At 56.3% G+C, this 12643-nt stretch carries 9 protein-coding genes; 2 read left to right on the top strand and 7 right to left on the bottom strand.

From position 1 onward, the window contains the following. The first annotated feature begins 14 nt into the window (after positions 1–14). Entirely contained in the window at positions 15–1304 is a 1290-nt protein-coding gene (locus IB237_RS05985) for an NtaA/DmoA family FMN-dependent monooxygenase (RefSeq protein WP_192487643.1), read from the top strand. 165 nt (positions 1305–1469) lie between these two features. On the opposite strand, the gene IB237_RS05990 is transcribed toward IB237_RS05985, so the two are convergent. The 6 genes from IB237_RS05990 to IB237_RS06015 form a co-directional block, all read right to left on the bottom strand. Continuing rightward, positions 1470–2801, bottom strand: a complete 1332-nt coding sequence (locus IB237_RS05990) for an MFS transporter (protein ID WP_192487644.1) — start codon at positions 2799–2801, stop codon at positions 1470–1472. Further along, on the bottom strand, positions 2798–3475 hold the full coding sequence (locus IB237_RS05995; protein WP_192487645.1) for a FadR/GntR family transcriptional regulator: 678 nt from the start codon (positions 3473–3475) through the stop codon (positions 2798–2800). Before IB237_RS05995 ends, IB237_RS05990 begins: the two co-directional genes overlap by 4 nt. Before the next feature lie 688 nt (positions 3476–4163). After that, entirely contained in the window at positions 4164–4907 is a 744-nt protein-coding gene (locus IB237_RS06000; RefSeq protein WP_192487646.1) for a hypothetical protein, read from the bottom strand. 298 nt (positions 4908–5205) lie between these two features. Further along, positions 5206–9009, bottom strand: coding sequence for a vitamin B12-dependent ribonucleotide reductase (locus IB237_RS06005; protein ID WP_192487647.1), 3804 nt, complete (start codon positions 9007–9009; stop codon positions 5206–5208). Between the two features lie 836 nt (positions 9010–9845). Further along, the gene (locus IB237_RS06010; RefSeq protein ID WP_246787655.1) at positions 9846–10925 is read right to left on the bottom strand and encodes an MFS transporter; all 1080 of its coding nucleotides are present in this window, start codon (positions 10923–10925) and stop codon (positions 9846–9848) included. Further along, positions 10925–11500 (bottom strand): NADPH-dependent FMN reductase, encoded by a 576-nt coding sequence (locus tag IB237_RS06015; RefSeq protein ID WP_192487648.1) that lies wholly within the window; start codon positions 11498–11500, stop codon positions 10925–10927. The genes IB237_RS06010 and IB237_RS06015 overlap by 1 nt, the downstream gene beginning before the upstream one ends. A 65-nt stretch (positions 11501–11565) precedes the next feature. On the opposite strand from IB237_RS06015, the gene soxR reads away from it, so the two are divergent. Continuing rightward, a complete protein-coding gene (gene soxR / locus IB237_RS06020; RefSeq protein ID WP_192487649.1) occupies positions 11566–12033 on the top strand; it encodes a redox-sensitive transcriptional activator SoxR in 468 nt (155 codons plus the stop codon). Positions 12034–12103: 70 nt separating this feature from the next. Here the strand turns inward: soxR and gpt are convergent, their stop codons facing one another. Further along, entirely contained in the window at positions 12104–12604 is a 501-nt protein-coding gene (gene gpt / locus IB237_RS06025; RefSeq protein ID WP_192487650.1) for a xanthine phosphoribosyltransferase, read from the bottom strand. Positions 12605–12643 lie beyond the last annotated feature (39 nt).

Raw genomic sequence — 12643 nt, forward strand, 5'->3', positions numbered from 1 at the left:
GGGAGACATTTCAGATGACAAACAAACGATCTGGCCACGTCCTGCTCGGCATCAACGTGCTGGTTCTCGGATATCTTCCGGCGGCGTGGAAAACCCCATTGCTGGAAAAGGATGCCTTCATTGATCCAGCCTATTGGGAAAATATTGGCAAGACCGCAGAGCGTGGCACGCTGGACGCGCTGTTTCTGGCAGACGGTCCGCTGCTCGGTGACCCGGCCTATGATGCCAATCCGGTACGGCTGGAACCGTCGGTCAACTGGGGGCATGTGGCGGCCGCGACCTCTCGTGTCGGTCTGGTGGCAACGGCGTCTTCAACCTTCAACGATCCGTTTGAACTGGCCGAGCGCTTCTTGTCCTGGGACCACCAGACGGGTGGACGTGCGGCATGGAATGTCGTAACAACCCGTGGCGTTCCGGCGGCCCGCAATTTCGGCATTTCAGACATTCCAGCCCGCGATGACCGCTATGAACGGGCCAGCGAATTTGTCGATGTCGTTCGGGCGCTGTGGGCGTCTGCGGCTGACGGGCGCGACATTGATCACCACGGCGAGTTCTTCGATATTTCTGGGCGCCTGCGTGTGCCGCCATCCAAACAAGGCCAACCGATTATTTTCCAGGCCGGTGGCTCGCCGCAGGGCCGCACACTGGCAGGCCGCATCGCCGAAGGTGTGTTTGCCGCGGAACTGACTAAGGCGCAGGCCATCGAGCATTATCGTCTGGTCAAGGGATTTGCCCGCGATAACGGCCGCTCGCCGGATGATGTGAAAATTCTGCCCGGTCTGTTGCTGAGCCTCGGCAGCACGGAAGAGGAAGCCCGTCGCCGCAGTGACGAAATCCATGACGCCGGTCCGGCATCCTATTCCATCGGTTGGCTGTCACAGGCCATCGGTTACGATGCCTCGAAACTGGAACTGGACGAACCGTTTCCCGATGAGGTTCTGGGGCCGATCAAGGACGCCAAGACCTTTCTTGGTAGCATCGGTTTTCGTGAATCCATCATCACGCAAATCCGTAAAACCAACCCAACGGTGCGTGAATATCTCAAGCAAACCCGTTACACCGGGTCGGGTCATGCCGGGTTTGTCGGCACGCCGGAACAGCTGGCCGACCACATTGAGGACTGGTTCCATGCCGGCGCCATCGATGGTTTCAACCTGCAGCCGGATCGGCTGATCGATGGTCTGCCGGTTATAGCAGACGAGCTGGTGCCAATTCTGCGCAAGCGTGGCCTCTATCGCCACGAATATGAAACCGAAACGCTGCGGGATCATTTTAGGGCGGCGTCACCAACCCCGGCTTTTTGAGGACGCTGGTTTTCCTCATGCCTTGTGCTTGTCACAGGCATCCAGTCGCCGCGCGTCTGCGCGGCGGAAAGGGTCTTTTCATCCCAAAGACTTGGGATGACTGGGGCCCTGTGACAAGCACAGGGAAGAGGGAGTGTGAGGCACGCTCCATAGTATCATTAGTTTTCAGGTCGACACACTTCTGGCGCCCACATGACCATTGCGTCCGGCAAACCAGCCATTGATGGCGGCGATGGTGCCAATCACCACAAACAGGATGGCGCAGCCAGCAAAGCTGCCGGTCCAGCCGCGGATGAAACCGACAATCAGAGGTCCGGTGGCCGCAAGCAGATAACCCACGCATTGCGCCATACCCGAGAGATGGGCGGCAATATGTGCATCACCGGAGCGCAGCACAATCACCGTCATGGCGGCTGCAATCAACCCACCTTGGCCGACACCCTGAATGACCGCCCAGATCCACACGGTCGAAAGCGGCGCAAACAGCAGGCCGATCAGGGCGCCAACTGCCAATGCGCACAGCGTGACGTTGATTATGGACTGGTTTTTGCCACGCACGGCAATATGGGGAACAACGAGGCAGGCGGCGGCCTGCACCATGACCGATATTGATACCACGGCACCGGCGGTCACACCGTCAAGGCCGCGATCCCTGAGGATCGGGACCAGCCAGCCAAACACGCTGTAGGCCAACGCCGACTGCAATCCCATGAACAGGGTGACATTCCACGCCAGCCTGTCGCGCCACAGGCCTTCCACACGAAAGCCGGTGCGCACCGCACCGCGCTTGACCATGAACACCTGCGGCAGCCAGATGGCACCAACCACCAGTGCCGGAAGCGCCCAGGCCGCAAGGGCGGCATTCATCGAACCGCCAAGCATGGCTTCCAGTGGCAGGGTCAGGCCGGCCGCACCCGCCGCACCGGCGCACAGCGCCATGGTATAAAGGCCGGTCATCAGGGCTGCCTGTTTGGGGAAGTCACGTTTGACCAGACCCGGCAACAACACATTGCCAACGGCAATGCAGGCACCAGCCAGTGCCGTGCCGATGAACAGCAGCGGCATTGAAGACAGACCGCGCAAGGCGGTGCCAAGCGACAACAGCAGCAATACGCCAAGCAGTGTCCATTCGGAACCGAAACGCTGTGCCAAGCGCGGTGCAAAAGGCGAAAATGCACCAAGGCAAACCACGGGAAGCGTAGTCAGCAGACTGGCACCAAGAGCAGACAGTCCAAGCTCGGAGCGTATTTCCGGCAGCAGGGCAGAGGCGCTGGAAAACACCGGTCTGAGGTTAAAGGCAATCAGCACCAGGCTGGCACCAAGAATGACACGGCCAATTGTGCTGAATGCCGGTGGTGCCGGCGGCGGAACAATGTCTACCTCGGCATCTACAAGGGTTTCGCCAAGCGGCTCCAGTGTCTCGGCAAGCGTGTTTTCAAGCGTCTGCGCAGGATGAGCGGCAGTGGCGTGAGCTGGGGTAGGGGAATGAGAATTCATGAAAGCAGCAATCGATCAAGGGTGGAAAAGACGGGCGCCATAAAGCGCCGCACCGCGGCGGCAGCCTTGTCGGGATCGCCCGTTTCTATGGCATCGACAATGTCGGCATGGGCCTGCATATCGGGTTCAGGGACCTCCTCATCAAGCGTCGCTTCAATGGTCTCGGTGATGGAGGAAGAGAAGAAATTGTAGATTTCGATCATCGCCTGATTGCACGACGCCGCTATCACCGCCCGGTGAAACGCCAGGTCACGGGCAATGAATAGTGCCTTGTCGCCACCGGAATAATTGCCGCGCTCGGCCAGCAGGCGTCGCAGTTCGGTAATCATCTCAGGTGTGTGGCGGATGGCGGCCAGCCGTGCGGCCTCGACATCAAGCGCGCAACGCGCCTCGAACTGGTCGCGCAGGCTTGCCCTGCGTGCCTGTGTCAGCGGCGCCGCCATGTCTGTGGTTGACAGCACATAGGTGCCGGAGCCTTGGCGGGTCTCCAGCAACCCTTGCGCCACCAGAACGCGCACGGCTTCGCGCACCGTGCCGCGGCTGATCGACAGCATCTCCGACAGGGTGGTCTCGTTGGGCAGCTTCTCACCAACCTGCCAGCGCACGGCGATGATCTCGCTGCGAATGGCGTTGATAGCGCGTTCCGTCAGGCTTATTTTTTCAAGGTTCTGCATGATCTAATCATAAAGTCATCTGATGACTTTCGATTATGCCTGTGCATCTGTTTTGTCAATCATCAAGGTGGGGGGTGCATACCGTCAATTGTTTGACGTTGACGGCTCAACAAATGCTCCTCATGCCTTGTGCTTGTCACAGGCATCCAGCCGACGCGCGTCTGCGTGACGAAGAGACTCTACCCCCAAGATTGGGGATGACTAGATTCCCGCAACAAGTGCGGGAATGAGGGAGATCGGAGCGCAACTCGGCGCCCATACCTCTACCCTTGTGGGAGAGGAAGAAAAATCATGGTCTTAGCAAAGCTAAGTCATAGATTTTTCAGGTGAGGGGTCCAATGCCCCTACAACGCTTATTGTCTGGCTCCAACAGTAATTTCACCCAGCCCTCATGCCTCGTGCTTGTCGCAGGCATCCAGCCGACGCGCGTCTGCGCGGCGGAAAGGGCCTTGTCATCCCCAAGACTGGGGATGGGCCTGGATCCCTGTGACGAGCACAGGGAAGAGGGAGGTTGGGGCACCGTCAGCAAATATAGGAACGATGGAGTTGTGGAGCCATCAGCGAACCCAATTGCACGACCGATGAAGACCACAATCACCCCCAATCCAAAACCAAAAAAAGCCCGGCTCAACTCCGGGCTCCAATAATCTTGAGAGAAGCTGTTTCTGCAGCGTTTAATCAACGTCGTTTATTTCTTGCCTGCGAATTGATCTCGCTTTTGTTCCTTCGATTGTAATCGATCGGAGATGTGTTCCCACCGATCCGCAATTTCTAATGCGAGAGCTTCAAGTTGTTTCCGTCTTTGTTTGTAACGTGATGCTGCGAAGTGCGTTTGCTCATCGAATATGTCTGCGACAAAACACATCTTGGGATCAGAGCTGCCAATAAAGTCTAAGGCCTCTTCTGTGAACCAATGCAGGAGAGTGGCAAACAGGACGCCTCTCTCTGCATTTTCAGCTGAGCGAAGTGGTTGAGTTTTCCCAAAGTATATTTTGGCAACTCCGATAAACGGATGTTTGAAGCCACTTTGGTTTCTTTTTAGGATTACAGATGGCTTTACGCGGACGATAATTCCGCCGATCTCCATATCAGTTGGTAACCCATTTAGTCCCTCAACGTCAGAAGTTGAGACTAAAGGCCAATGCATATTTGTTATGTGTGAGATAGCATCCATTGCATTCAATAAACGCTGCTCGTGATGATCACTATAAGCATCCAGTTTCTGATATGCTTGGTCTAGCGCTACTAAGCGGTTTTGATCAGTACAACCTGACAAGAGAAAATTGCCAGTTGCTCTTTCAATATCAGGATACTTTGTATCCAAAATATATGTCGGCGGCAGTAAGGCACTTTCTATGATTGTCACACGCTTCTGTGGACTTGCGAAAGCGTATTCTACAAACTTGTGTGCACTGATCACTTTTTCAGACATAAGCGGATCTTTCTGCGCTTGGCGCTTTGGATAAATGCCACGCCCAACTCGACTCAAAGAAAGACTCTCCGTAAAATGACCTTGCTACAGGGTGAAGAGCTTCTTTTCGCCCCACGAAGAGCGTATGCTTATTCGTGGAATTCAAAGCCGAGACCGCCAAGTCTCGGCTTTGTTGTTTTTGTGGACCACTGTACGCGCGTGCTCCTTTGACGTTTCTCATAGCCATCAATGACAAAAGCCCAAGGATGTTATCCTCGGGCTTTTGAATAGTCATAGCGCCAGCTCTCAGTTACTCTTCTCAGGAGCAACCGCTTGTCGCGCCGCATGTGTCGCACTTCTCGCAGGTGCCGTTACGCACCATGGTGAAGTTCTGGCACTCGGAGCACATGTTGCCGGTGTAGCCCTGGGCAATCGAGCGCATGCGGCGTTCATTTTCCACCTTCTTGGCTTCCGTCTTGGCTGATGCTGCGTCGGCAGCGGCCTTGTCGGAGAAGAGGGCTGTTGCTGCCTGTTCGGTCTCGGTTGCCAGCGATTCCTCGGCAATCTCTTCCGCCAGTTCCTTGGCGCGCTCTTCGTAATCGCGCTTGAAGGCGACGATTTCAGAGGTGGAAACGGCGGTTGCCACTTCCAGCTTGCGCACGGCACTGCCGCTGAACGAGGTCACGCTTGCCGAGGCACGCGCAGGCGCCGCTGTTGCTGCACCCTTCGGCTCGGAGGAGGCGCGTTCGCTGTTGGAAACCAGCGTTGGCTTGTAACCGCGGGTCCAGCCAGTGGATACCAGGTTGGTCTTGCCTTCCTGAATGCCCTTGCCGAGTGCCGTGTTGGAGAAGTCCGACGTGTCGACATGGGCCAGATCGTGACGGCCAAGATAGGACACGGCGAGTTCGCGGAACACGTAGTCGAGGATCGAGGTTGCATTCTTGATCGCGTCGTTACCGATGACCATGCCAGCCGGTTCGAACTTGGTGAAGGTGAAGGCCTCCACATATTCTTCCAGTGGCACGCCATATTGCAGGCCGAGCGAGATGGCGATGGCGAAGTTGTTCATCATCGCACGGAAAGCAGCGCCTTCCTTGTGCATGTCGATGAAGATTTCGCCGATGCGACCGTCACCGAATTCGCCGGTGCGCAGGTAAACCTTGTGACCACCAACAGCAGCCTTCTGGGTGTAACCCTGACGGCGGTTCGGCAGCTTTTCACGCTCGCGGCTGACACGCTCGACAACACGCTCGACGATCTTTTCGGTGATGGTGACGGCCTGTGCCGCAAGTGGCTGCTGCATCAGCTCTTCCAGTGCGTCTTCGTCGTCCTCATCCTCAACCAGCGAGGAATTGAGCGGCTGCGACAGCTTGGAACCATCGCGGTAAAGGGCGTTGGCCTTCAGCGCCAGCTTCCAGGACAGCATGTAAGCTGCACCGCAATCTTCAACCGTTGCATCATTCGGCATGTTGATCGTCTTGGAGATCGCACCGGAGATGAATGGCTGGGCAGCCGCCATCATGCGGATGTGGGATTCTACCGAGAGGTAACGCTTGCCGATCTTGCCACATGGGTTGGCGCAATCGAACACGGCCAGATCTTCGTTCTTGAGGAACGGTGAACCTTCCAGGGTCATCGCACCGCAAACGTGAACGTTTGCTGCTTCGATGTCCTTCTTGGCAAAACCGATGTGCTCCAAAAGGTTGAAGCTCATGTCGGACAGCTGCTCGTCGGAAACCTTCAGCGTGTCCTTCAGGAAGTCCGCACCGAGTGTCCACTGGTTGAACACGAACTTGATGTCGAACGCGCTCTTGAGGGCAGCATTGACGGCTTCAATCTTCTCATCGGTGAAGCCCTTGGCCTTCAGCGTGGTCGGGTTGATGGCCGGTGCCTGGTTGAGGTTGCCGTGACCGACAGCGTAAGCTTCGATTTCAGCAATCTGGCTTTCGGTGTAACCGAGCGAACGCAGGGATTCCGGAACAGCGCGGTTGATGATCTTGAAGTAACCGCCGCCAGCCAGCTTCTTGAACTTTACCAGCGCAAAGTCAGGCTCGATACCGGTGGTGTCGCAATCCATGACGAGGCCGATCGTGCCAGTTGGCGCGATAACGGTGGTCTGGGCGTTGCGGTAACCGTTCTGTTCACCAAGTTCCAACGCCTTGTCCCACGCTGCCATGGCATGTGTGACGAGGTCAGGGTCGGTGCAGTCTGCGTGGATCAGGGCAACCGGATTTACCGACAGTTCTTCATAACCATAGGCCAGACCGTGGGCGGCGCGGCGGTGGTTACGGATAACGCGCAGCATGTTGTCGCGGTTTGGTGCAAAGCCCGGGAACGGACCAAGCTCGCCAGCCATTTCAGCCGACGTGGCGTAGGAAATACCGGTCATGATCGCGGTCAGCGCACCGGCAATGGCGCGGCCTTCATCGCTGTCATACGGAATGCCCGAAGACATCAGGAAACCGCCGATATTGGCGTAGCCGAGACCGAGTGTGCGGTACTCGTAGGACCGTTCAGCAATCTGACGCGACGGGAACTGCGCCATCATCACGGACACTTCGAGAACAACGGTCCACAGGCGAACGGCGTGTTCGTAGTCTGCAATGTTGATGCGCTTGGTGGCCGCATCCTTGAACTGGATGAGGTTCAGCGAGGCGAGGTTGCAGGCCGTGTCGTCAAGGAACATGTATTCCGAGCACGGGTTGGACGCGCGGATCGGGCCCGCAGCTGGCGAGGTGTGCCAGTCGTTCATGGTGGTGTTGAAGTGCAGGCCTGGGTCAGCCGATGCCCATGCGGCATGGGAAATCTTTTCCCACAGGTCACGTGCCTTCAGGGTCTTCATGACCTTGCCGTCGCGGCGTGCCGTCAGGTTCCAGTCACCGTCATTTTCAACGGCGCGCAGGAAGTCATCCTTCAGCGAAACGGAGTTGTTGGAATTCTGGCCCGAAACGGTCAGGTAGGCTTCCGAATCCCAGTCCGTGTCATAGGTCTTGAACTCGATGTCCTTGTAACCCTGCTGGGCAAACTGGATAACGCGCTTGATGTAGTTTTCTGCGACCTGATCCTTCTTGGCAGCGCGGATTTCGCGCTTCAGGGCAGGGTTCTTTGCAGGGTCGAAGCAATCGCCATTGTCGGCTTCGCAGTTCACGCAGGCCTTCATGATGGCCTTGAGGTGCTTGGCAACAATCTTGGAACCGGTAACGAGGGCAGCAACCTTCTGCTCTTCCTTCACCTTCCAGTCGATATAGGCTTCGATGTCCGGGTGGTCGACATCAACAACCACCATCTTGGCCGCACGGCGGGTCGTGCCGCCGGACTTGATGGCGCCAGCTGCGCGGTCACCGATTTTGAGGAAGCTCATCAGGCCGGAAGACTTGCCACCGCCGGAGAGCTTTTCGCCTTCGCCACGCAGGTACGAGAAGTTGGAACCGGTACCGGAGCCGTATTTGAACAGACGGGCTTCACGCACCCACAGGTCCATGATGCCGCCTTCATTGACCAGATCGTCTTCAACGGACTGGATGAAGCAGGCATGTGGCTGCGGATGTTCGTAAGATGACTTGGACTTGGTCAGCTTGCCGGTGAAGGGGTCAACATAGAAGTGGCCCTGGCCAGGACCATCAATGCCATAGGCCCAGTGCAGACCGGTGTTGAACCACTGTGGAGAGTTTGGTGCAACGCGCTGGCTGGCCAGCATGTAGGCAAGCTCGTCACGGAAGGCGAGAGCATCTTCTTCGGACGAGAAATATTTGCCCTTCCAGCCCCAGTAGGCCCATGTACCGGCCAGACGGTCAAACACCTGGCGCGCATCTGTTTCAGAACCGTAACGCTCGCCTTCCGGCAGTTCCTTCAGGGCCTTCTCGTCGGCAACCGAACGCCACAGGAAGGACGGAACGTCGTTCTCTTCAACCTTTTTCAGGAACTTCGGAACGCCGGCCTTGCGGAAATATTTCTGCGCCAGAACGTCGGTCGCAACCTGGCTGAACTGCGTGGGAACGTCGATATCCGCCAGACGGAAAACGATAGAACCGTCCGGGTTCTTGATTTCGCTGACGGCCTTGCGGAAGTCGATGTCCGCGTAAGGCGTCTGGCCTGGCTTCGTGAAGCGGCGTTCAATGCGCATTGTGTTCGTTCCTCGTCCAATTGGCGCCCGTCAAGGGGGCGCAATAATCCGGTCCGACTTCGCGTTATCGCGCGCAGCCGGGTGTTGCCGATCTGAATGGGATGTTCATCCGTAGATGGGCATCCTGTATCTCGTGGTGATTTCGGCTGCAAGCATACTATATATAGTATTAACAGTTTCTTGCTACCAGTCCCCGCATCATATTTCCGGCGGTAAATTCAGATCACAAAAAGTCTCACGCTCCATGCCTCTCATGGCCGAAACGCAGACAAACGCGTGTACTGAAACTGAAAAGAACCGGCCTCGTTCACCGATTCAGTTACCGCCGCAACATGTTTGCTACTTTCGAGATTTGCAGTGATTCCGTCAAGCCTTAGTTTGCAACCTCTTGTTAACCACAAGATATTGTGTGGGGAGGCTGTGGAAAACGGGGAAAGCAAAACCTGCTATAAATTTCAGATACTTGGCGTGGATTGCTGAAACATTGTCCACAGCGCCTTACTGCACGTGAACCCGCGAAAAGCCCTATTTACTGGGCTATCTTTAAAATGTCACATTTTGTTACAGCTATTTTTGACGGTAATTCCATCCCCAGTTTTTTGCCAAAAACCGCGAAAATGGCGATCTGTCCAAAAAAGCGCAGATAAGTGAAGTTTTCGCTTGTCTGTCACCAAAAGCACCACACTTTTCCATGGCTGCCCATCACATTCGTCTCAAACAATATTGGCGAGCGGGCAAATTTTTTTGTCGCAGCGGTGGTTGGCTGATTCTATCGGCACCACTAGGGCTAGGGGCTGGGCCGGATCTATGGATATTTCGTCAGCGGAAAAATGCCCTCAGAACGCGTGTCCTGAGGGCAGATATGTTACGCCGTCCTGCGCCGCAGGGTAACGGTGGCGATGGCGATGACAGCCATGGCCGCAAATGCAATGGAGATATCGCGGTAAAGCGCCGCAAAACCAAACCAGCCGATCCAGGGTTGGCTGGCAAGCGGTGATGTAAAGTGGCCGAGAAACATCGAGTGCCGAAACCATGCCACTTGCCTGCGCAAGCATCAAAAAGCCGGTTGCCATGAGAGCAAGCCCACCTGCCAGAATACCAGGCACCGCCAAACGCGATCGCAACAGGCCAAAGCTCATAGCAACAAGGGCGCCGGCCAGATTGAAGGTGCCAATGGCATAGCCGATGGCGCTGGCACTGTTGATCGCCAGATGCCGCAGGAAAAACGGCAGCTGGGATGGCACGGTGTAAAACAGCACATTGATCAGATAGGTCGCCAGTGCCAGCAACAGCACCTGCGACCAGTTTGCGGACACCACAGCTTTTGCCGGGCCCCCTGATGGTGCTGTCTTTTTGGCAGGCTCGCTCAGAAATGCCAGCACTGCAGGCAGAATAAGGAACGAGGCGGCATAGATCGCAAAAGGCACCCGCCAGTGAATATCGGCCAGAATGCCGCCGGTCACCACAAAGGCAACACCGCCAAACTGTGTGAAGGCCTGTTGCAGGCCAAGATAGCTTTCTCGCTCGGTGCCGGTAAAATAATCGCCTGCCAGCGTGGTGCCGACGGTCATGATGCCGCCAATCGCCAACCCAAGAACGGCTCTGCCAAGCAACAGGAAAAACAGATTGTCCGCCAGAAGGCCGGACATGCCTGAGAGGCCATACAGCACCATGCTGATGACCAGCAGCTTTTTACGGCCAAACCGGTCTGCCAGAATGCCGGCAATGGGTGCCGACATTGCCACGAATATCGCCGGTAGTGTCAACACCATGCGGCTCAAAAGCGCGACATGCTCTGTACCGGCAAAGGTCTGCTCAATGGCGGGAAGGGATGGTGCCACTGTGGTGCCGGCCATAATGGTCAAGGTGGCCACGAACAACAAGGTGCCCTTCAGGGCAAGGCTATGCTCTTTCATTATGCCGTCTTTCGGTAAGGCGTGGTCTCACGTCCCTGTTTCAGCGTATGGGCCCACCATTGCAGCCTGGCCATCATTGTCTCAAATGCGGTTGTTGCGGAGGCGCCGGCATCAAGCCGTCCATCCGGGCCAACGTTTTTCCAAGGATTGGAAAAGCTGACAACGTCACGCGTGGTTACCGCATGCAGTTCGGAAAATACCGGGCGAAGCTGCTCCACCGCGCGTAGGCCACCCGAAATTCCACCGTAACAAACAAAACCGACGGGTTTTGCGTTCCATTCCTCATAGGCGGAATCGATCAAGATCTTCAAAGCGCCGGTGTAGCTGCGGTTATATTCCGGTGTGATGACGATGAAAGCATCGGCGGATTTCAGGCTCTCGCGCAGTCTTTTCGCCGGCGCTACATCCGTACAGTGCCCCTGCGGCAGGTTCAGTTCACGCGGATCCAGCACTTCAACATGGATATGCGACATGCCAGCCAGTTGCTCACGGACCCAAGCCGTCATCACATCTGCAAAACGCACGGAGCGGGCACTGCCAATAATGACGCGGATGGAAAGTGTTTTGTCAGTCATGGAAAATCCTTTGGTGTTGAATAATCCATGTGGTAATTCCTCAAGTAAGGTTGAGGTCAATAGTGATGACAAAAAAACTTCGGCAATTGCCGATCATGCGGGACTTGAGTGTGGGGGAGGTGGCGGAACGCGCCGGTGTTGCCGTGTCCACCTTGCATTTTTATGAGGCGGAAGGGCTGATCAAGGGCTGGCGCACCAGTGCCAACCATCGACGCTACGGGCGTGATGTGCTGCGCCGCATCGCCATTATCAAGGTTGCGCAACGTGCCGGTATTCCACTCAAGGAAATACAGGGCGCGCTCGGCGCATTGCCCGATGAGCGAACACCCAATTCGAAGGATTGGCAGCAATTGGCGGCGGATTGGCGCTCAGACCTCGATGACCGTATTGCGCGGCTGACGCGGCTACGCGATCAGTTGACCGGCTGTATCGGCTGCGGCTGTCTGTCTACCGATGAGTGTCCCTTGCGCAATCCCGGTGACGTGCTGGGTGAAAACAGTGTTGGTCCGGTGCTGCTGGAGCCGAATGGCTGACACAAAAAAGGCCGCGCCAAGCGCAGCCTTTTGAGATGTCATGGCATGGCATGACATGAAATGACGGCGATCAGCCGCGCGAACCCTTGGCAATCGGCTCCTGATAGGAGAAGCCCATGTCCCATGGGAAATAGATCCAGGTGTCCTGGCTGACCTCGGTCACGAAAGTGTCGATCATCGGCACGCCGGATGGTTTTGCGTAGACACAGGCAAAATGCGCCTGTGGCAACATTTCGCGCACTTCTGAAGCGGTCTTGCCGGTGTCCGTCAAATCGTCAATCACCAGAATGCCCTTGCCCTGCTCGGTGGTCAGTTCAGGCGAAATGCCCTTCAGCAGGTTCATCTCACCCTGATTGACGTAGTCATGGTAAGACGCGATGCAAACTGTCTCGATGAGACGGATGTTCAGCTCGCGCGAAATGATTGCGGCAGGTACCAGACCGCCGCGGGTAATACAGACGATAGCGCGAAAATCCTGGTTCAGACCTGCGAGGCGCCATGCAAGTGCGCGCGCATCTCTGTGGAATTGATCCCATGAAACGGGGAAAGCTTTATCGGGGAGAGAAGACATGAGAAAAGCCACCATGAGCGTGTTGTGTTGATGGCTTTC

The sequence above is a fragment of the Agrobacterium sp. AGB01 genome (genome assembly GCF_014851585.1).
Taxonomy (GTDB): domain Bacteria; phylum Pseudomonadota; class Alphaproteobacteria; order Rhizobiales; family Rhizobiaceae; genus Agrobacterium.